The 20007-nt window shown below is 67.9% G+C and carries 16 protein-coding genes; 4 read left to right on the forward strand and 12 right to left on the reverse strand.

Annotated features, from left to right (window positions below; all coding sequences use genetic code 11):
* Window positions 1-36: 36 nt before the first annotated feature.
* Window positions 37-930, forward strand: a complete 894-nt coding sequence (locus tag ACUZUJ_RS16910; protein ID WP_101765940.1) for a LysR family transcriptional regulator — start codon at window positions 37-39, stop codon at window positions 928-930.
* Window positions 931-1049: 119 nt separating this feature from the next.
* On the opposite strand, the gene ACUZUJ_RS16915 is transcribed toward ACUZUJ_RS16910, so the two are convergent.
* Window positions 1050-1568, reverse strand: a complete 519-nt coding sequence (locus tag ACUZUJ_RS16915) for a hypothetical protein (RefSeq protein WP_032130057.1) — start codon at window positions 1566-1568, stop codon at window positions 1050-1052.
* 183 nt (window positions 1569-1751) lie between these two features.
* On the opposite strand from ACUZUJ_RS16915, the gene ACUZUJ_RS16920 reads away from it, so the two are divergent.
* A complete protein-coding gene (locus ACUZUJ_RS16920) occupies window positions 1752-2051 on the forward strand; it encodes a hypothetical protein (RefSeq protein WP_135967637.1) in 300 nt (99 codons plus the stop codon).
* 292 nt (window positions 2052-2343) lie between these two features.
* Here ACUZUJ_RS16920 and gcvH read toward each other — a convergent pair whose 3' ends face one another.
* From gcvH to nudE, 7 genes are all read right to left on the reverse strand, one after another.
* Entirely contained in the window at window positions 2344-2739 is a 396-nt protein-coding gene (gcvH, locus tag ACUZUJ_RS16925) for a glycine cleavage system protein GcvH (RefSeq protein WP_006464497.1), read from the reverse strand.
* Between the two features lie 93 nt (window positions 2740-2832).
* On the reverse strand, window positions 2833-3945 hold the full coding sequence (gene gcvT, locus ACUZUJ_RS16930; RefSeq protein WP_014038175.1) for a glycine cleavage system aminomethyltransferase GcvT: 1113 nt from the start codon (window positions 3943-3945) through the stop codon (window positions 2833-2835).
* 155 nt (window positions 3946-4100) lie between these two features.
* A complete protein-coding gene (locus ACUZUJ_RS16935; protein ID WP_049442982.1) occupies window positions 4101-4403 on the reverse strand; it encodes an Mpo1-like protein in 303 nt (100 codons plus the stop codon).
* 107 nt (window positions 4404-4510) lie between these two features.
* Window positions 4511-4840 (reverse strand): YnfA family protein, encoded by a 330-nt coding sequence (locus ACUZUJ_RS16940; protein ID WP_049442981.1) that lies wholly within the window; start codon window positions 4838-4840, stop codon window positions 4511-4513.
* On the reverse strand, window positions 4837-5676 hold the full coding sequence (gene mazG / locus ACUZUJ_RS16945; RefSeq protein WP_049442980.1) for a nucleoside triphosphate pyrophosphohydrolase: 840 nt from the start codon (window positions 5674-5676) through the stop codon (window positions 4837-4839). The genes ACUZUJ_RS16940 and mazG overlap by 4 nt, the downstream gene beginning before the upstream one ends.
* Before the next feature lie 13 nt (window positions 5677-5689).
* The gene (gene cysQ / locus ACUZUJ_RS16950) at window positions 5690-6493 is read right to left on the reverse strand and encodes a 3'(2'),5'-bisphosphate nucleotidase CysQ (RefSeq protein ID WP_014038179.1); all 804 of its coding nucleotides are present in this window, start codon (window positions 6491-6493) and stop codon (window positions 5690-5692) included.
* A complete protein-coding gene (gene nudE, locus ACUZUJ_RS16955) occupies window positions 6490-7053 on the reverse strand; it encodes an ADP compounds hydrolase NudE (protein ID WP_458220273.1) in 564 nt (187 codons plus the stop codon). Before nudE ends, cysQ begins: the two co-directional genes overlap by 4 nt.
* Window positions 7054-7130: 77 nt before the next feature.
* Between nudE and bioA the strand changes: the two genes are divergently transcribed.
* Complete coding sequence (gene bioA, locus ACUZUJ_RS16960; protein ID WP_049442979.1) at window positions 7131-8522, forward strand: adenosylmethionine--8-amino-7-oxononanoate transaminase; 1392 nt, start codon at window positions 7131-7133, stop codon at window positions 8520-8522.
* Window positions 8513-9250, forward strand: coding sequence for a 16S rRNA (uracil(1498)-N(3))-methyltransferase (locus tag ACUZUJ_RS16965; protein ID WP_049442978.1), 738 nt, complete (start codon window positions 8513-8515; stop codon window positions 9248-9250). The genes bioA and ACUZUJ_RS16965 overlap by 10 nt, the downstream gene beginning before the upstream one ends.
* 102 nt (window positions 9251-9352) lie before the next feature.
* Here the strand turns inward: ACUZUJ_RS16965 and ACUZUJ_RS16970 are convergent, their stop codons facing one another.
* The 4 genes from ACUZUJ_RS16970 to ACUZUJ_RS16985 all read right to left on the reverse strand — a co-directional run bounded on the left by ACUZUJ_RS16970 (window position 9353) and on the right by ACUZUJ_RS16985 (window position 20006).
* Window positions 9353-9817 carry a chemotaxis protein CheW gene (locus tag ACUZUJ_RS16970; protein ID WP_014648089.1) on the reverse strand — a complete coding sequence of 155 codons (465 nt, stop codon included), beginning with the start codon at window positions 9815-9817 and terminating at the stop codon, window positions 9353-9355.
* Window positions 9814-11151 (reverse strand): chemotaxis protein CheB, encoded by a 1338-nt coding sequence (locus tag ACUZUJ_RS16975; protein WP_197622086.1) that lies wholly within the window; start codon window positions 11149-11151, stop codon window positions 9814-9816. The genes ACUZUJ_RS16970 and ACUZUJ_RS16975 overlap by 4 nt, the downstream gene beginning before the upstream one ends.
* Window positions 11138-17869: an Hpt domain-containing protein gene (locus tag ACUZUJ_RS16980; RefSeq protein ID WP_458220272.1), complete on the reverse strand. Its 6732-nt coding sequence runs from the start codon at window positions 17867-17869 to the stop codon at window positions 11138-11140. The genes ACUZUJ_RS16975 and ACUZUJ_RS16980 overlap by 14 nt, the downstream gene beginning before the upstream one ends.
* A gap of 100 nt (window positions 17870-17969) precedes the next feature.
* Window positions 17970-20006 carry a methyl-accepting chemotaxis protein gene (locus ACUZUJ_RS16985; protein WP_014038185.1) on the reverse strand — a complete coding sequence of 679 codons (2037 nt, stop codon included), beginning with the start codon at window positions 20004-20006 and terminating at the stop codon, window positions 17970-17972.
* Between the last annotated feature and the right edge of the window lies 1 nt (window position 20007).

The raw sequence follows: 20007 nt of genomic DNA on the forward strand, positions 1-20007 counted from the left end.
CGCGCAGGTTTCAGCATTCAACACCCGGGGTGTCAGATGAACCTGCTGGAAAGCATGCAGGTCTACGTGCTGATCGTGGACAAGGGCAGCCTCAGTGCCGCAGCCGCGGCGATGGACATCTCGGCGACGATGGCCGGCAAGCACCTGCGAGCATTGGAAGCACGGCTGGGCATGCAGCTGTTGAGCCGTACCACGCGCCGCCAGCACATGACGCCGTTCGGCGAGGACTACTACACCCGCTGCCGGGAGATCCTGCGCCTGGTGGATGAAACCGACGCGCAGGCGCAGCACCAGCACCTGGCACCGGCGGGCACGCTGCGCATCAGTGCACCGGTGATCTTCGGCACGCATGCGCTGGTACCGGCACTGGCCGAGTACATGGCGCGCCATCCGGATGTCCGGGTCGACGCCACGCTGACCGATCGTGTGGTCGACCTTGCAGAAGAGGGCTTCGAAGCGGCGCTTCGGATCGGCACGCTGGCCGACAGCAGCATGCTGGTGGCGCGTGCGCTGACCCCTTATCGCCTGATGATGTGCGCCTCGCCGGCGTACCTGGCCAGGCATGGCACGCCACTCAGCGTGCAGGCACTTGCCGGCCATCAATGCCTGTCGTTCGAACCCAGCGCACTTGCACAGTGGCTGCAGGCCGATGCTGGCGGGCTCGACCGCGTGCCCGATGGCAGGCTGCAGATCAACAATGGCGAAGCCCTGCGTTCGGCGGCGCTGCAAGGTCTGGGCATCGTCCTGCAATCGACGCTGCTGCTGGCCGCCGATGTCGAGGCGGGCCGCCTGGTGCAGCTGCTGCCAGAACACGGCCAGGCCGGTCGGCCGATGCACGTGGTCTATGCGCACGACCGTTACCACTCCACCCGCCTGCGCAGCTTCCTCGACTTCCTGGTGGAGCGCTTTCCAGCGGCGCCGCAGGGCTAGCGCCGATCGTCAGCAAAACAGTCGAGCCTGGCTCGACGCTACAAACGGCCCATAAAAAAACCCCCTCCCCGCTGGGCAGCCAGGGAAGGGGGTTTCAGGATGCGGCTATCGGGAAGTACTTAGATCAGCGGCGCCGGGGTTGCCGGCAGAGCGACCGGAGCGGCCTTCTTCTTGCGGGCGGCCGGCTTGCGCTTGGCAACCTTCTTCGCTGCCTTCTTCGGGGCAGCCTTCTTGGTGGCCTTCTTCGCGGTCTTCTTTACTGCCTTCTTGGCGGTCTTCTTGACGGCCTTCTTGGCAGTCGCCTTCTTTGCGACCTTCTTGGCCGGCTTGCGGGCCGTAGCCTTCTTGGCAGTCTTCTTGGTGGCCTTCTTGGCTACCTTCTTGACGGCCTTCTTCGCGGTCTTCTTGACGGCCTTCTTGGCAGTGGACTTCTTGGCTACCTTCTTCGCCGCCTTCTTCACTGCCTTCTTCGCAGTGGTCTTCTTGGCGACCTTCTTCGCAGCCTTCTTCACTGCCTTCTTGGCGGTCGCCTTCTTCGCGACCTTCTTCACTGCCTTCTTGGCAGCGGCCTTCTTCGCGACCTTCTTCACCGCTTTCTTGGCGGCGGGCTTCTTCTTCGCAGCTTTCTTGGTTGCCATGGGATGGCTCCTCGTCAGTGATAGGGAGTTGAAACGCCCAGTTGGATCAAACCCGCGGATGCTGCGTGCGGGGACCGCCGGCGCGTCAGGCGCGCCGTTACGGATGCGGCAATGCCCGCCTCGATCGGCGGAGCGGGCATCGGAACGGGAGTTGCCTTGCATTTCTCCGGGGGAAGCGGGGCCATGTCCACCGTCATCAGGGTCGCGGTGGTCTTGAAGGGGCTGCTTCGCATCGGACGATTGATTCTGCGCACTCGGTTGGGCAGGCAAGGTCTGCTGAGGCGAAACCTAATCACGGTTTTTTTTACTGTCAACAACCCCCGCGAAAAATTTTCACATCCGCGCCGTCCCGGGCGCCGCCGGCGCCACCACTCTGCACGGCCTGCAACGACGGCGGAAGCGGCGCGCACGCGCGTTGCCTGCATCGATGCCAATGCAGGCGTTGATCAAAAAACACTTGAAATAAGCACTCCGCGCAGATAGGCGCAGGTTGGGCACAACAGCGCACGCGCAACGTCGATGGTCACCGGCACCGCCGCCAACGCCAGCACAACGGCGCCGCAACGGGGGGCGAAAAGTTTTCACATTCGAACGCTTCGGCGCGGGGCTGAAACGCGGATTTGCGCAAAACTGCGCACGCCCATCGGCACCGTTCGTCTGTCGGCTGATGCCACGCCGAGGGTGCGCAGCGAACCCCGCGTCATGAGTCCGACGCGGTCGCCAAAACAAAAACGGCCACCCGAAGGTGGCCGTTCCAGAATCCGGAAACGACGACTCAGTGGTCTTCGTTCTCCAGGGCTTCAGCGTACGCGTCCGGGTCCAGCAGCTCGTTGACCTCTTCGGCGTTGGTCAGTTCGACCACGAACATCCAGCCTTCGCCGTAGGCATCTTCGTTGATGGTTTCCGGCTTGTCGGACAGTGCCGAGTTGACCTCGACGACCTTGCCGCTGATCGGGCTGTAGACGTCCGAGGCGGCCTTCACCGACTCGACGACGGCGATCTGCTCGCCGGCCTTGGCGTCGGCGCCGACTTCCGGCAGTTCGACGTAGACCAGGTCACCCAGCAGGCCCTGGGCGTGGTCGGAAATACCGACGGTGACGCGGCCATTGCCTTCGACACGGGCCCACTCATGGGACTTGAGGAACTTGAGGTCGCCGGGGATCTCGCTCATGGGACTGCTCCAGAGATATGCAGGGGTGGAAAAAACGGGGCTAGTGTAACCAACCGGCCGCCACTGCTGTCAGTGACGACCGGCACGTTCGGATCAGGCGTCGGCGAGCACGCCGGGCTGGGCCTGGCCTTCGCGCACGAACGGGAACTTGACCACGCGCACCGGCACCTGCCGGCCGCGGATGTCGACGGTGACCTCGCCGAGTTCACCGGCCGGCACGCGGGCGAAGGCGATGCCCTTGGCCAGGGTCGGCGAGAAGGTACCGGACAGGATCTCGCCCTGGCCGCCTGCGGTGGTCACCGCCTGGCCGTGGCGCAGCACGCCCTTCTCGTCCATCACCAGGCCGATCATCTGGCGCGCGGTGCCGGCGGCCTTCTGCGCCTCCAGCACGTCGCGGCCGATGAAGTCGCGGCCTTCATCCAGCGACACGGTCCAGGCCAGCGCCGCTTCATACGGGCTGATCGCTTCGTCCATGTCCTGGCCGTACAGGTTCATGCCGGCTTCCAGGCGCAGGGTGTCGCGCGCGCCGAGCCCGGCCGGCTTCACGCCTGCCGCCAGCAGGCGGTTCCAGAAGGCGACCACGGCATCCTGCGGCAGCAGGATCTCGAAACCGTCTTCACCGGTGTAGCCGGTGCGGGCGACGAACAGCTCGACGCCGTCGTCGGACTGCGCCTGCAGGGCGGCGAAGCGGCCCAGCTTGGTCAACGCTGCACGGTCGGCTTCGCGGGCCAGGCCGATCACGATGTCGCGCGCCTGCGGGCCCTGCACGGCGAGGATGGCCAGGTCCGGGCGCTGCTCGACGGAAACGCCGAACGGTGCCGCCTGCTCGCGCAGCCAGGCCAGGTCCTTCTCGCGGGTGGAGGCATTGACCACCATGCGGAAGAAATCGTCGCCCAGGTAGTAGACGATCAGGTCGTCGATGACGCCGCCGCGCGGGTTCAGCATGCACGAGTACAGCGCCTTGCCGGTCACCTTCAGCTTGTCGACCGAGTTGGCCAGCAGGCGGCGCAGGAACGGCTTGACCTGGTCACCGCGCAGGTCGACCACGGTCATGTGGCTGACGTCGAACACACCGGACTCGCGGCGCACCAGGTGGTGCTCGTCCAGCTGCGAGCCGTAGTGGATGGGCATGTCCCAACCCCCGAAATCGACCATCTTGGCGCCAAGGGCGCGGTGGGTATCGTTGAGCAGCGTCTTCTGGGTCATGACCGGATCCGGCAGCAGAGGAAACAAGAATCCCCATTATCCCAGATCGGTCGCCCGCAGGCGTGCCGCAGCGCAGCGGTTCGTGGAAGCGGAAGCGCGGCCCGCCCCACCCTTTCCCTTTCGGGCGAGGCAATGGCTTCCCCCGCAACCGCCTGCTACAGGCGCACCCGCCCGCGCAGGATGTCGGCGAACATCACCCAGTCACCCATGAATGAATACAGCGGATGCCGAAAGGTCGCCGGGCGGTTCTTCTCGAAGAAGAAATGACCGACCCAGGCGAATCCGTAACCGCAGAACAACGCGGCCAGCAGGAGCAGCGGCTGGCCGCGCAGCACGGCAGCAGCCACCAGCAGCAGCACTCCGCAGCTGCCGATGAAATGCAGTCGCCGCGAGACCGGGTGGCGGTGCTCGCTGAGGTAGAACGGGTAGAACTCGCGGAAGCTGGCGAAGCGGGACATGTGCGTGCTCCGGGGCCGTGGTCACTGCCATCATGCGCCTTCCGCGGAGGCGCCGCTGCGCGCTTGCCGGGCGTGGCCCGGCGGCCGTTGTAGAGCCTGGCTCGACGTTACACCGGGGGCGTGCGTGGACCGAACATGATCACCGCCATGCCGGCCAGGCACAGGGCTGCACCGAACAGGTCCCAGCGGCTGGGGCGGATGCCGTCGACCAGCCACAACCAGAACAGCGCGGTGCCGATGTAGACGCCACCGTAGGCGGCATAGACCCGTCCACTGGCGGTGGGGTGCAGGGTCAGCAGCCAGGCGAACAGGGCCAGGCTGGCCGCCGCCGGCAGCAGCAGCCAGATACTGCCGCCCTTGCGCAGCCACAGCCACGGCAGATAGCAACCGATGATCTCGGCCAGCGCGGTCAGCAGGAACAGGCCGAGCGTCTTCACGCTTTTTCCGCTGCCTTGGCGTGCTGCCACAGTGCTTCCTGCGCATCCAGGTCCAGTGCGGCCAGCGCCTCGCCCTGGGCGGCGGCCTGCGCTTCCATCGCGCGGAAGCGCCGCTCGAACTTGTGGTTGGCCCCGCGCAGTGCGGCGCCCAGATCGATATCGGCGTGCCGGGCAAGGTTGGCGCAGACGAACAGCAGGTCGCCCAGTTCTTCCTGCAGGCGCGCCTTGTTGCCGGCGATATCTCCGCGCTCGAATTCCTCGCGCAGCTCCTGCAGCTCCTCGGCCGCCTTGTCCAGCACCGGCAACGGGCCCGGCCAGTCGAACCCGACCTTGGCCGCGCGCGACTGCAGCTTCACGGCGCGCTGCCATTCCGGCAGGCCACGCGAGATACCGGCCAGTGCGGAGGTGTCCTGCTCGCCCTTGGCGGCACGCTCTGCGCGCTTGATCGCCTCCCAGTTGCGCATCACCCCATCGGCATCGTCGACGCTGACATCGGCGAACACGTGCGGGTGACGGCGCTGCATCTTGTCGCTGATCGCACGGGCGACCTCGGCGAAGGCGAATGCCCCCTGCTCCTCGGCCATGCGTGCGTGGAACACCACCTGCAGCAGCAGGTCGCCGAGCTCGTCGCAGAGATCGTCCAGGTCCCCCCGGTCGATCGCATCGGCGACCTCGTAGGCTTCCTCGATGGTGTACGGCGCGATGGTCGCGAAGTCCTGTTCCAGGTCCCACGGGCAGCCGCCCTGCGGATCGCGCAGTCGCGCCATGATCGACAGCAGGCGCTCGAGTTCGTTGCTGGCGGCACTGCCGGTGGTGGGGGTATCGTGCGCGCTCATGCGGGCTCCAGGTTCAGTCGGATAACCAGTCGCGCCACGGCAGACTGGTATCACCAAGGGCAATGAAATCGCCGTTCAACAGGGTCTCGCGGCGGTTGTAGCGGAAGGGCTTGCCGGTCGCCGCCGACAGCACCGCGCCACCGGCGGCATGCAGCACGCACTGGCCGGCGGCGGTATCCCATTCAGAGGTCGGGCCGAGCCGCGGATAGACATCCAGGCCGCCTTCGGCAATCCGGCAGAATTTCAGCGACGAGCCCTGCGCGATGGTCTCGATGCGGCCCATGCGCGCCAGCAGCGCCTCGGTTTCCGGCGAGCGGTGCGAACGGCTGGCGGCGACGCGCAGCGGAGCAGTGGCCGGCGTGCGGGTACGCAGCACGGTGTCGTGCAGGCCCTGCCGCCGATAGGCAAGTTCACCGCGCATGGCATGCCAGACGATGCCGGTGACCGGCGCCAGCACCACGCCGAAGGCCGGCGCGCCCTGGTAGATCAAGGCGATGTTGACGCTGAACTCACCGTTGCGCTTGACGAACTCGCGGGTGCCGTCGAGCGGGTCCACCAGCCAGTAGGCGCCCCAGTGGCGGCGCTGCTCCCAGCCCACCTGCGCCGATTCCTCGGACAGGATCGGCAGGTCCGGGGTCAGCTGGCGCAGGCCCAGTTCGATGACCTGGTTGGCGGCCAGGTCAGCGGCGGTGACCGGGCTGTTGTCGTCCTTGATCTGCACGTCGAAGCCATCGGCATACACCTGCATGATGGCCTGTCCGGCTTCCTGGGCGATGGCGATGGCGGTCTCGCGCAGGTCCGTCGTCAGCTTGATCATCGCGTTCCCTGCAGCCACTGGCGGGCAATGAACAGCGCCGCCAGCGAGCGTCCCTCGGAGAAGTCCTCGCGCAGCATCAGCTGGTCCAGTTCGGCCAGCTTCCACGGCACCACTTCCAGCTCTTCGGGCTCGTCGCCGGCCAGTTTTTCCGGGTACAGGTCGCGCGCCACCACCAGCCACGACTGGTGGCTCATGTAGGTCGGGGCCAGGGTCATCGCGCGCAGCACGTCGACCCGGCGCGCACCATAACCGGCTTCTTCCTTCAGTTCGCGGTCGGCCGCCTGCTCAGGCGTCTCGCCGGCATCGATACGGCCCTTCACCAGCCCCAGCTCGTAACGGTGCATGCCGGCGGCGTATTCACGCACCAGCAGCACGGTTTCGTCATCGAGCATCGGCACCACCACCACCGCACCGCGCCCACGGCTGACGAGGCGCTCGAAGCGGCGGCGTTCGCCGTTGGAGAACTCCAGGTCCAGGTGCTGGCGCTGGAAGGGGCCGTTCTCCTCATCGGTGATCCGATGGATGATCGGCAAGCGACGGCCGGCACGGTCATCGTTCATGCGGAATCTCCGCGGCGCCCGGCGGCTGCGCCGGGGCCGATAGAATGTGCAGGCAGCAACATGTTCATGAGCCCGAAATGCTAGCAGACCCAACCCCCTCCCCGCTGGCCCGCCACTGGCGGCAGCGCGACCTGCAGGTGCTGTGGCACCCGTGCACGCAGATGCGTGAGCATCCGGACACCCTGCCGCTGGTGCCGATCGCCCGTGGCGAAGGTGCCTGGCTGATCGACCACGACGGCAACCGCTATCTGGATGCGGTGAGCAGCTGGTGGACCAATCTGTTCGGCCACGCCGAACCACGCATCGGTGGCGCCATCGCCGCCCAGGCCGGGCAGCTGGAACAGGTGATGCTGGCCGGCTTCGGCCACGAGCCTGCGATCACCCTGGCCGAACGCCTGCTGGCACTGGCCCCCCGCCAGCCCGGCCGCGCGCCGCTGGCCAAGGTGTTCTATGCCGACAATGGTTCAGCCGGCGTGGAAGTGGCGCTGAAGATGGCCTTCCAGTATTTCCAGAACCGCGGAGAGCCGCGCCGCACGCGCTTCATCGCGCTCGAGAATGGCTACCACGGCGAGACCCTGGGCGCGCTGGCGCTGGGCGACATTCCGCTGTATCGCCGCGTCTATGCACCGCTGCTGGCCGAAGGCCTGTTCGCACCCTCACCCGATGCCTACCTGGCCGAACCCGGCCAGAGCGCGGCCGATCGCGCGCGGCAGGCGGCCGATGGCCTGGCCACGCTGTTCGACCAGCACCCGGGCGAGATCTGCGCGGTGATCCTGGAACCGCGCCTGCAGTGTGCCGGCGGCATGCGCATGCATGACCCGGTCTACCTGCAGCGCGTGCGCGAACTGTGCGATGCCCATGGCGCGTTCATGATCGCCGACGAGATCGCCACCGGCTTCGGCCGCACCGGCACCCTGTTCGCCTGCGAGCAGGCCGGGGTGATGCCGGACCTGATGTGCCTGTCCAAGGGACTGACCGGCGGCTTCCTGCCGCTGGCCGCGGTACTGGCCACGCAGGCACTGTACGACGCCTTCCTCGACGACTCGCGCGAGCGCGCCTTCCTGCATTCGCACAGCTACACCGGCAACCCACTGGCCTGCGCCGCAGCGCTGGCGACGCTGGACATCTTCCGCGACGACGATGTGATCGCGCGCAACCGGGGCATCGCCTCGGTGATGGGCACGCTGGCGGCACCGTTTGCCGACCACCCGCACGTGGCCGACGTGCGCCAGGCCGGCATGGTGGTGGCCTTCGAGCTGTCGCGCGACGGCGACAAGCGCACGCCGTTCGATCCGGGCCTGCGGCTGGGCCTGCAGGCCTACAAGGCCGCGCTCAAGCGCGGCGTGGTGCTGCGCCCGCTGGGCGACGTGCTGTACTGGATGCCACCCTATTGCGTGGATGACGAACAACTGGAGCTGCTGGCACACACCACGCTGGCGGCCATCGACGAGGCGATTGCATGCGCGTGACCCGCTGCCCCATCGACCTGGCGCTGCACAGCGGCCAGACCGTGACCCTGCCGGAAGAGACCGCCAACCATCTGGTGCGGGTGATGCGCCTGCGCGAGGGAGACACCTGCGTGCTGTTCAACGGCGACGGCCATGACTACAGCGCCACGCTGACCGTGGCCGGCAAGCGCGAAGTGCAGGTGCGCATCGACGCGGTGCAGGCCATCGACAACGAATCGCCGCTGGCGATCACCCTGCTGCAGGGCATCGCCCGTGGCGAGAAGATGGACCTGATCCTGCAGAAGGCGACCGAACTGGGCGTGGCCTCGATCATTCCGGTCAACGCCGAGCGCACCGAGGTGAAGCTGGATGCGGCACGGGCCGAGAAGCGCGTGGCGCACTGGAACAACGTGGTGACCTCGGCCTGCGGCCAGTCCGGGCGTGCGCGCATTCCGCAGGTGGGATCCCCGCTGTCGCTGGCGCAGGCTGCGGCGGCGCTGCCAGCCGATTCGCTGCGGCTGACCCTGGATCCGCAGGGGGCGCATCGCCTGTCGACGCTGGAAGCCGCTCCGGCCGGCGGCATCGTGATTGCGATCGGCCCGGAAGGCGGCTGGTCGCCGCGCGACCGCGATCAACTGGCCGCGGCAGGATTCCAGGGGCTGCAACTGGGGCCGCGGATCCTGCGCACGGAAACGGCCGGGCTGGCCGCGATCGCGGCGTTGCAGGCGCGGTTGGGCGATCTGGGGTAATGCTGGTTCGTGGTAGTGCCGGCCGCTGGCCGGCATCCAGGGAATAACGAGATTGCCGGCCAGCGGCCGGCACGACCGGGAATCCGACCGGCGGGTTCCCGATCAGGCCGCCAGCGAATCCAGCGCCGCTTCCAGCGCGTCCAGGTTCGGCAGCAGCGCGCTCTGCTCACCCAGCAGCACGCGCATGTGCACGATCTGCGGCAGGGTTTCTTCGGAGGCGTCGGCCAGCAGGCCGTCGCGCGGCACCGAGATCAGCTGCGGGAAGTTCTGCGTCAGCAGCGCGTAGTACGGGCGCTGCGCATTGCCGCTGAGGGACTTCAGTACCACCACTTTGTTGTGGCCGGCCACCGTCTCTTCGCCCAGCCCGGAAAGACGTGCGAACGACACCAGCGGTACCTGCCAGCCATGCCAGCCGATCTCGCCGACCAGCCAGCGCGGCGCATCGGAGACCGGCTGCACCGGCACGCGCGACATCATTTCGGCCACGGTGGCATTGGGCAGCAGCACGCGCTCGTTGCCGGCCTGGATCAGGACGCCGCGGATTTCGTCATTGCTGGCGTAGCTCATGGTGCTTCTCCGTTGTCGTCCTGCTCACCCCAGCGCGCGGCAATCGCCTGCGCCAGTTCCTGCGGTTCACCGGCCACCATGCCGGCAGCAACCACCGCAGTGGCTGCAGCCGGGTCGTAGCAGCCCTCGCCCACCTGCCCGGCCACCCAGGCACCGGCAGCCGCCAGGTCCAGCGCCGGGCCGACGTGAGCCAGGTCGGCACCGCTGAGCAGCACCAGCGCGGTGTGTTCGGCCGGCAATGCAGCGAGCGAAATACCAGTGGCATCGCTCTGGAAATGCAGGCCATCGCTGGCCGCGCGCACGCCGATATCATCGGCCAGCACGTGGACCTCGCCCGGCACGGCGTGCTGGCCGGCCTCGGCCAGCTGCACCGGCAACGGCGAAACGCGCGACATCTGCTTGACCAGGTTGCCGTAGCGGCCACCATCCAGGCGCATGTGCACCAGCACCGGCACGCTCAACGACGCGGGCAGCGCGCCGAGCAGGCGACGCAAGGCATCCGGGCCACCGATGCCGGCCAGCACCAGCAGCGATGCGGCGCGCGCACCGGCCGGGGCGGTGGCATCCAGATCGACCAGGCTCAGATGATCGGTATCGAAGGAGGGCTGCGGCACGGCGACCGATGCCACGGCTTCTGCCGGTACCGGCGCTTCGATCGATTCCTCGACCAGCGACCAGGCGGTGTGATCGAAGGAGATCGGCGGTGCCGCAGGCGCCACCGGTTCGGCCAGCGCCTGCGGCGGCGAAGGCGGCTCCAGGGGTTCGGGCACGACCGGCTGCAGCGCCGCCAGGGCCTGCTCCAACGCGATCGGTTCGTGCAGGTGTGCCGGAGGCGAATACAGGCCGTCTGCCGGAACCTCATCGGCCCAGCTCAGCGCCTGCTCCAGGTGCGGCTGCAGGGCTTCTTCCTGCGGCGCCGGCGCGGGCGCCGGATGGCCGGGCTCCAGCTGCAGGCTGGGCTCTTCCTCGGCACCCGGCGGCAACACCTGCTGGTGGCCATGCAGCTTGGCGGCCAGATGGCGCCCCCAACGCTGGGCCTCCCAGCCGTCGCGGCGTGCGGCCAGCTCGGCCTCATCGAACACCAGGGTCAGCCCCGGTGCCGAGAGCACGGCTTCCAGCCGTTCCAGTGCGTCCTCGATGGCAGCTTCCAGCGCGATCACCACGAACTGTGGATCCGCAGCCTGCAGGACCTGTGGCTCCAGGCCGTTCGGATCATCTTCCAGGACCAGCTGCACATCTGCATGCGACAGCGCCTCGCGCAGGCGTTCGCGCGCCGCACCAGGGCGGGCCAGCAGGGCAACGGCCGGGGCCGGATGGGTTTCACTCACGGACACGGGCGATCCCCAGCAGGTCGTACACGTTACGCATCAGGTCCAGTTCCTGGTACGGCTTGCCCAGATAACGCTGGACACCGATCTCGAAGGCGCGCTGGCGGTGCTTGTCGCCGCTGCGCGAGGTGATCATCACGATCGGCACATCCTTGTAGCGCGGGTCGGCGCGCATCGCGGTGGCCAGCTCGTAACCGTCCATGCGCGGCATCTCGATATCCAGCAGCATCAGGTCCGGCACGCGCTCTTCCAGCCGCTCCAGTGCTTCCACGCCATCGCGGGCGACACTGACTTCGAAGTTGTGGCGTTCCAGGATGCGGCCGGTCACCTTGCGCATGGTCAGCGAGTCATCGACCACCATCACCAGCGGTACCTGGCGTTCGTCGCGCGGCGCATTGGCCAGCACCGGTGCCGTCGGATTGGCCAGGAAACGGCGCACCAGCGGCGCGACGTCCAGGATCACCACCACGCGGCCATCGCCGGTGATGGTGGCACCGTAGATGCCCGGTACCGATGCGATCTGCAGGCCGACCGGCTTGACCACGATTTCGCGGTTGCCCAGCACCTGGTCGATCGCCACGGCAGCGCGCAGGTCACCGGCGCGGACCAGCAGCAGCGGCACCTGGTCCTGGCCATCGGCACGCGCCGGGGCCTGCCCGACCAGGCTGCCGAGGTCGTACAGCGGATAGTCTTCGCCGCTGTAGCGGTAGCTGCTGTCGGCGGCCTCGAAGCGTTCGCGCGACAGGCGGCCGATACCGCTGACCGAGGCCACCGGCACGGCGAAGGTGGTTTCGCCGATCTGCACGAACACCGCCTGGGTGACGGCCAGCGTCTGCGGCAGGCGCAGGGTGAAGCGCACGCCCTGGCCACGCACCGACTGGATGTCGACCGAGCCGCCGAGCTGGCGCACTTCGTTGCGCACCACGTCCATGCCCACACCGCGACCGGCCAGCTGGCTGACCTGGTCGGCGGTGGAGAAACCGGACGCGAAGATCAGGTTGTCCAGTTCCTGCTCGTTCGGCTGTGCATCGGCGGCCAACAGGCCACGGTCGATGGCACGGCGGCGGATCGCTTCGCGGTCCAGGCCGGCACCGTCATCGGCCACTTCCAGCACGATTTCCGAGCCTTCACGGTGCAGGCGGATGGCGACCTCGCCCTCTTCCGGCTTGCCGGCGGCACGACGCTGTTCCGGCGCTTCCAGGCCGTGGGCCACCGAGTTGCGCAGCATGTGCTCCAGCGGCGCGACCATGCGGTCGAGAACGTTGCGGTCCAGTTCGCCGTGGGTGCCTTCCAGGGTCAGGTGCACCTGCTTGCCGGTATCCATGCCGGACTGGCGGACCACGCGGCGCAGGCGCGGGACCAGGCCATCGAACGGCACCATGCGCGCACGCATCAGGCCGTCCTGCAGCTCGGAGCTGACGCGCGACTGCTGCTGCAGCAGCGAGTCGTACTGGCGTGACAGATCGTCGAGTACGCCCTGCAGGCCGCCAAGGTCGGCCGCCGATTCGTTCAGCGCACGGCTGAGCTGCTGCAGGGTGGAGAAGCGGTCCAGTTCCAGCGGATCGAACTTCTGATCGGCCTGGTCCTGCTCACGCTGGTAGCGGGCGACGATCTGCGCTTCGGTTTCCAGGTCGAGGCGGCGCAGCTGGTCGCGCAGTCGCGCATTGGTGCGCTCCAGTTCGCCCATCGCGCCGCGGAAGGCGCCAAGCTGCTGTTCCAGGCGCGAGCGGTAGATCGCCACTTCACCGGCATGGTTGACCAGGCGGTCGAGCAGATCCGCGCGCACGCGCACCTGTTCCTGCTGCGGGCGCGCCAGCGGATCTTCATCGACAACGCCTTCGGCCGGCAGCGGTGCCGACAACGGCGCATCGAGCAGTGCCGGCGCCGGGCTGGCGACCGGTGCCGACGCGGCTTCTGCGACGTTCGCCACGTTGGCTGCCGCTGCCGCCGCCGCAGCAGCGATATCGGTCGTGGTACGCACTTCGAACGCGTCGACCAGATCCTGCGCCGGTTCCACCACGCGGTGGTCACCGGTGCGGGTCAGCAGCTGGTGCAGGCGATCGAATCCGCGCTCCAGCAACTGCACATCGCGGCGTTCGATCTCGGTGCGACCGGCGGCGACGGCTTCCAGCAACGATTCGATGCTGTGGCCGAGATCGCCGATGGCGTTGATGCCAGCCATGCGTGCACCACCCTTCAGGGTATGCAGGTCACGCTGCAGGCCGGCCAGCACCTCGCGGTCCTGCGGTGCATCACGCAGCTCGCTGATCAGGCCATCGCAGTGGTCGAGCAGGTCCTTGCCTTCCTCGACGAAGATGTCGACCAGCTCGCGATCGTAGACGCTGAAGTCGAGCGCATCGGCGCTGTCTTCCAGCACCGGCATGGCAAGGACGTCAGGTGTCACGGTTTCAGGCACGTCGGCTTCAGGCGTGCCGGCTGCCACGGCATCCGACACGGCAACCGCATCGACGTCGGCGGCTTCGGCTTCGGCGTGGACATCCGCCTGGCCCGGCGCGTCTTCCAGTTCGAAGAAGCGCACCGGTTCGGCGGTGGCCGGCGCAGCGGACTCCGCGATCTCCTCATTCACCGTCGCCGGGGACGGCTGATCGGCGCTCTCTCCTTCACCGATCGCCGCCTCCCCGCCGACGTCCGCATCCTCGGCAAAGGCTTCCGCCTCGCCCGGCGCGAGTTCGCTGGCCTGCAGGCCGAGCACGGGCCATTGCCCGTCGTCGGCCAGGGGCTGCTCTTCGTCGATCACGTGCAGGCCGGCCTCGAGCGCGGCTTCCAGCGAGACCGGTTCTGCAAACCCCGGCGCAGCCATTTCATCCTGCAGGCTCGACAGCTCGCTGTCGAGTGGCAGTGCAGCAGGCATTTCGAACGCCACGGCATCAACGGCGTGCGCGTGATCGGCCGAGGGCGCATTCAGGTCAGATGCGACGGCTTCGACAGCGACCGGGATCTCTTCGGCGTCGCGGTCGTCGACCGGCAGCGCACTGGCATCCAGGTATGGCGACAGATCATCCACGACGGTCAAACCGGCATCGTCGGACAACGGCGGCACGCTTTCGGACTCCGCCTCGGCGCCGGCTACGGCAACGCCTGGAACATCGTCGGCCACCTGGATCGATTCGACCACCGGCAGCGACGCCTCCTGCTCACCCGGCACGGACGGCCATCCGGCATCGAAGTAGCGCGACAGATCGTCGCTGGCCGTCAGCTCACCGACCTCCAGCCCGGCTTCGATCGCCACGTCGGCGACCGGAGCTTGCGCAGCATCGTCATGTGCCTCCGGTTCCCGCTCCGGTGCGACAAACGAAAGCGGCACCGCATCGGTTCCGGACGCGATGGCCGTCGATGCCTCCACATCCGATTCGGCTGTGGGTTCGTCATCCAGTGCCAGATCGTCTTCTTCGTCTTCCAGGCCCACCATCGGCCAGCGCGCTTCCGGCAACTCGCCGGCGAGCGCCTGCAGGCGCTGTGCCAGCACCTGTTGCGGCGCAATGCGCGGCTGTTCGGCCTGCAATGCTTCCATGGTGGCGGTGATCGCCTGCGCGGTCGCATCCAGGGCGGCCACGCCTTCATCACCCGGGACCACCTCGGCGGCCAGTGCGCGCTTGATGTAGGACTCCGCGCCGCCGGTCACAGCCGTGATCTCGGGCACTTCGGTCATCGCGAAGGCGCCGTTCATGGTGTGCACCGCGCGCAGCAGTGCATCGCTGACCGGTTGCGGTGCCTGCTGCGCCGAACGCAGCCAGTCCTGCAGGGTGGCCTGGTGGACTTCCACCTCGGCCTCGAGAATCTCGCGCAGCACGCTGTCGATGTTGGCCGGCGTGCCGACGACTTCGGCCTCCACGACGGCATCGGTCGGCGCCGAAGCGGCGGACTCGGCGTCGAGAATGCGGCTGATCTCGTCTTCACCGTCGGCTTCGGCAACCGGTACAACCGGCGCAGCCGCACCCGGCAGCGGTACGTAGTAGGTTTCCTCGCCTGCACCGACACGATCGGCGATGGCCTGCATGGCCTGCAGGTCAACGCTGATGCGCTGGCCATGGCGCAGCGCCGCGTTCAGTTGCGGCAGCGCCGCATGTGCGTTGTCGACCATCGCCAGCACCGCCGGCGACGCGGCGCGGCTGCCATCCAGCACGCGGTTGAGCATGCCTTCGATCTTCCACGCGAACTCGCCCAGCGTGCGCGCGCCCACCAGGCGGCCACTGCCCTTCAGGGTATGGAAGATGCGGCGGATCGGACGCAGCCGGTCCATGTTGTCCGGCTGCACGCGCCACGCCGGCAGCAGCGTGCCGAGATTGGCCAGCTCGTCGTCGAACTCTTCCAGGAACACCTCGCGGATGTCCTCGTCGATGTTCTCGGCGTCGTCGTCGAAGCCGGCGTCGAAGCCCGCATTCGCGTCGGCATTGGTGTCGGCGTCGGTCGCAACCACCTGCTCCGGTGCCGCCGCCGCAGGCATCGCCTGCGGATTGAAGCCGGCAGCAGCTGCACTCAGCTCGGCGAAGAACTGGGCATCGGCTTCGCTGAAATCGATCGGCGCGATGGTGTCGATATCGATCACCGACACGGCCGGTGCCGAGATTTCCGCTGCCGGGGCGGGCGCTTCGATCGGCGGCGGCGTGAACGACGGTGCCGGCAGGTCATCCGGAGCTTCGTCCACCTCGACCTCCGCCGCAGGCGATGCATCGACCGGCGGCAGCACCACGGCATCGACGATCTCCAGCGCCGGATGCAACCCGGCGTCATCGTCCAGCGACAGCGTTTCCATCGCATGCAGCGACAGTACGTCGTCAGCGTTGTCCAATGCGTCGGCGTCAAAGCGGAACACCACGTCGTCGGACTCGGCAACCGCGTCCTGCTCGGCCGCTACCGGATCGAACACCGGTGCAGCATCGAATCCGGTCGCGGACGAAACCACGGCGTCCGTCGTCTCGTCGATCGCAGGCGCTACGGTTTCCTCAAGCACCTGCGGTGCCTCGGACAGCGACCACTGCGGTGCACCGGAGTGGCCACTGTCTGCCAGCTCGAAGCTGACCGGATCGAAACTGGCGAAGGTCGGGCTGCGTTCGTCATCGGCAGGCGCGACCACGTCGCCCTCCGAGTGGAACGGCGCCAACTCCCACTGCGGGACATCCGGTGCAGGTGCGCTGGACGCCGCGAAGACCAGCGATGCCTCGGCATCATCGTGCGTCGGCAACGGCGAGGCGTCGGCATCACCGGTGCTGGCGGCCACGGCGGCCACAGTGCCCAATGCACCGAACATCAGGCGGTTGTCGGACACCATCGGCGCCGGGGTGGCCGGCGGCGGATCAAAGGTGAAGTCCGGCAGCGGCGTCGGCATGTCGCCGGCAGCGGGCGCGGCAGGCTGCACCGGAATCTCGATGCGTTCCGGCTGCAGCGGTTCGGCCTGCAGGGTAACCGGCTCCGGTTCGACCGCCAGTACCGCCAGCGCATCCGGCGCGACGGCATTACGCTCGGGCAGCGGCCAGTAGCGCAGCGCCTCGAGGCTGCTGCGGGTGATTTCGAGGATGTCTTCGCGGCCCGGGCGACGATCGCGCAGGGCTTCCAGGTAGTACTCCAGGCTGGCCATGGCATCGGCCAGGGTGTCCAGCTGGCGGCCGCTGGGCACGCGCTGGCGGCCGATCAGTTCGGCCTCGATGTACTGCTGCACGCCACGCAGGTAATCGGCGGCGGTGCCCAGGTCGAGCATGCGCAGGGCGCCGGACACATCGCCCAGCAGGCGCGGCACGTCCTGCAGCTCGGCATGGTTCCAGCTGGTTTCGATGAAGGCGACGAAATGCTCGCGGGCGGCGGCAAAGTTGGCGATGGCTTCATGGGCCAGCACTTCCACCGTGCGCCGGTTCTCCACCGCGCTCGGATCGTCCTCGCCACTGCCGCCGGCGCCCAGATGGGCAACCTGGTCGTCCAGCGAGGCATCGACGTACAGCAGCGCACCGGCGATATCCAGCAGCAGGTTCTCGTCGATCTGCTGGCGCCCCTCGACCACGCCACGCAGCGCGTCGCGCTGCTGCACGACCACGCCGCGGGCCACGCCCAGGCCCATCATGCCCAGCGTATCGGCTACCGCGCCCAGCTCGTTGGCCTGGGTCTGCAGCTGTTCCGGCGCACCGCCGGTGCGCAGGTGCAGGTCAAGCGCATCCTTGATGCGCAGCAGTTCTTCCTTCACCGCGCTGCCGACCGTGTCGAGCAGCTCGCGGTTGCGCCCGCTCAGGCTGCCACGGGCATGGTCCAGCTCGGCCTCGGTGGCGGTGACGCTGTCCGGCGCAAAGGCCAGCAGCACGCTGTCATTGACGCCCTCTTCGCCACGCGACGCGCGGATCTCGTTGAGCAGCGGCATCAGCACGATCGGAATGTCGCGATGGCCGTTCTGCAGGCGTTCCAGATAGTCCGGCAGCAGCACGCTGCCGCGCATCAGGGTCGCGCAGGCTTCATCACGGTCGGCCACACGGCCGGCGCCGATGGCGTTGGCCAGCTGTTCCAGCTCTTCGGCCACCATCGCCGGGGCATACAGCTCGACCATGCGCAGGGTGCCCTGCACCTGGTGCAGGTAGCCGGCGCAGATGCGCATGCGGCTGGCATCGGTGGGATCTTCCGCGTAGTACTCGACCTCGTTGCGCACCTGGCGCAGGGTCTCGTCCAGCTCGGGCTTGACCCAGCCCAGCGCTGCGTGGCTCATCGCATCGCGCAGACTGCTCATGGACGCGCTCCGTTCGCCGCCGCGCGGAAGCCGCGCGAGTTCTGGCGTGGGGAATGGAAATGCTTCATCGACTGGTTCCTTGCTCGCCGCCCTGCCCGCGTCACGCCGGCAGCTTGAAGTCGGCGACCGAACGGCGCAGGTCCGCCGCCAGCTGCGCGAGGTGGCCGATCGACTCTGCCGTCTGCCCGGCACCCTGCGACGTCTGGCCGGTGATCTGCCGGATCACGCCCATGGTGCGGGTGATGTCCGAGGCGGCAGCCGACTGCTGCTGGGCGGCGATGGAGATGTTCTTGATGAGGGTGTTCAGGGCGTTGGACACGCGCTCGATCTCGGTCAGCGCGGTACCGGCGTCCTCGGCCAGGCGCGCACCGGACACCACTTCGGCCGTGGTCTGCTCCATCGAGGTGACCGCTTCGTTGGTGTCGGCCTGAATGGCCTGGACCAGGTTTTCGATGCGTCGGGTCGCACCCGAGGTACGTTCTGCCAGGCGCTGCACTTCGTCGGCCACGACCGCGAAACCGCGGCCCGCTTCACCGGCCGACGCCGCCTGCACGGCCGCGTTCAACGCCAGGATGTTGGTCTGCTCGGAAATGTCGTTGATCAGTTCCACGATCGAGCCGATTTCCTGCGACGACTCGCCCAGTCGCTTGATGCGCTTGGAGGTTTCCTGGATCTGGTCACGGATCTGGTCCATGCCCTGGATGGTCTCGCGCACCACGCCGGCACCTTCGGCGGCGATCACCACCGAACGCTGTGCCACGTCGGCCGACTCGGCCGAGTTGCGCGACACCTGCTCGATGCTCGCCGCGATTTCGCCGATGCGGTCCGAGGCCGAGGTGATCTGGTTGGCCTGGTGGCCCGCCGCCTCTGCCAGCTGCATGGCGGTGGCCTGCGTTTCCTGGGTGGACATCGCGACCTTGGCCGAGGTGTCGTTGATGGTGGTCACCAGGTGGCGCAGCTCGTCCACCGCGTAGTTGATCGCGTCGGCGATCGCGCCGGTCATGTCCTCGGTCACCGAGGCCTTCACCGTCAGGTCGCCCTCACCGAGCGAGGAGATTTCGTCCAGCAGCCGCATGATCGCCTGCTGGTTGCGGCTGTTGAATTCCACCTGGGTCTGGTAACGCAGTTCCTGCTCGCGCGAGCGGCTGCGCACGTTGGTGGAGACGAAGCCGATGATCGCGATCAGCGACAGCGCACCGGACACCACGCCGATCCAGAAATTCGGGAACAGGCGGGTGTCGGACACCGAGCCGAACGAGGAGAACGCATCGAACAGCTTGCGGCTGTCGTCCAGCATGTGTGCCGAACCCTGGCCCAGCGCGGTGGCGGCGGACTGCGCCGCGAACAGCTGGCGCGAGCTGGCCAGGATCGCGTCGGCGTCCTGCTTCATCGCTTCCCACTTCTGCTGCGACTGCTCCAGCGCGGCCACGGCAGCGGCACCGCGCACGGCGGTGATGCCCAGTTCCTCGTTGCCGTTGCGCAGGCCGTCGAGCACCTGCGAGAACACGGTGATGTCACGCGCCAGCGCATCGCCGGAGGTCGCCGCGGCGCTGCCACCGGCACGCATTTCAGTCACGCGGCGGGCCATCGAACCGGCCACCACGACCTGCTGCAGTGCGCTGTACACCTGCGACGACGGCGCGCCGGAGGCGGACATCGCGCGCACCAGCTCGTTCAGCTGGGCCTGCAGGCCCGGCACCGCGCCGGTGAAGTTGTTGGCATTGCCAGCCAGCGCCAGCACGGCGGGCTCGCTGGCCACCAGCTGCCCGGCCTGCTTGCCCAACGGTGCCCAGGTCTCGCCCAGGGTGGCGATGGCACCGGACACGCCCGGCTCCTTGCCATAGCGGCCCTGCAGCGTCGACACGTTCTGTTCGATCGCGTTGCGGGTGGCCTTGAAGGCGGTGAAGGCCTGGGCGTTGCCGCCGACCGCGTCACGTCCCTGGTTGGCCAGCTGCTGCGACAGCACCTGCAGGTCGGCGGCCTTGGAGCCGGCGTCGGCAAGGCGGCTGCCCTGCCAAGTGGCGACGCCGGTGTTGACGCCGAACAGGATCATCGATGCCAGCAGCAGGAACAGCCAGAGGTTGCTGCCGCCCAGCCGCAGCTTGCCGGTCTTGGTGGCGTCCGAAGCAGTACTCATC

Source organism: Stenotrophomonas sp. S4, from assembly GCF_054187805.2.

Coding starts and splice junctions, on each gene's coding strand:
- ACUZUJ_RS16910 (WP_101765940.1), top strand. CDS start 37: ATGAACCTGCTGGAAAGCATGCAGGTCTACGTGCTGATCGTGGACAAG.
- ACUZUJ_RS16915 (WP_032130057.1), bottom strand. CDS start 1,568: ATGGCAACCAAGAAAGCTGCGAAGAAGAAGCCCGCCGCCAAGAAAGCG.
- ACUZUJ_RS16920 (WP_135967637.1), top strand. CDS start 1,752: ATGTCCACCGTCATCAGGGTCGCGGTGGTCTTGAAGGGGCTGCTTCGC.
- gcvH (WP_006464497.1), bottom strand. CDS start 2,739: ATGAGCGAGATCCCCGGCGACCTCAAGTTCCTCAAGTCCCATGAGTGG.
- gcvT (WP_014038175.1), bottom strand. CDS start 3,945: ATGACCCAGAAGACGCTGCTCAACGATACCCACCGCGCCCTTGGCGCC.
- ACUZUJ_RS16935 (WP_049442982.1), bottom strand. CDS start 4,403: ATGTCCCGCTTCGCCAGCTTCCGCGAGTTCTACCCGTTCTACCTCAGC.
- mazG (WP_049442980.1), bottom strand. CDS start 5,676: ATGAGCGCGCACGATACCCCCACCACCGGCAGTGCCGCCAGCAACGAA.
- cysQ (WP_014038179.1), bottom strand. CDS start 6,493: ATGATCAAGCTGACGACGGACCTGCGCGAGACCGCCATCGCCATCGCC.
- nudE (WP_458220273.1), bottom strand. CDS start 7,053: ATGAACGATGACCGTGCCGGCCGTCGCTTGCCGATCATCCATCGGATC.
- bioA (WP_049442979.1), top strand. CDS start 7,131: ATGCTAGCAGACCCAACCCCCTCCCCGCTGGCCCGCCACTGGCGGCAG.
- ACUZUJ_RS16965 (WP_049442978.1), top strand. CDS start 8,513: ATGCGCGTGACCCGCTGCCCCATCGACCTGGCGCTGCACAGCGGCCAG.
- ACUZUJ_RS16970 (WP_014648089.1), bottom strand. CDS start 9,817: ATGAGCTACGCCAGCAATGACGAAATCCGCGGCGTCCTGATCCAGGCC.
- ACUZUJ_RS16980 (WP_458220272.1), bottom strand. CDS start 17,869: ATGAGCAGTCTGCGCGATGCGATGAGCCACGCAGCGCTGGGCTGGGTC.
- ACUZUJ_RS16985 (WP_014038185.1), bottom strand. CDS start 20,006: ATGAGTACTGCTTCGGACGCCACCAAGACCGGCAAGCTGCGGCTGGGC.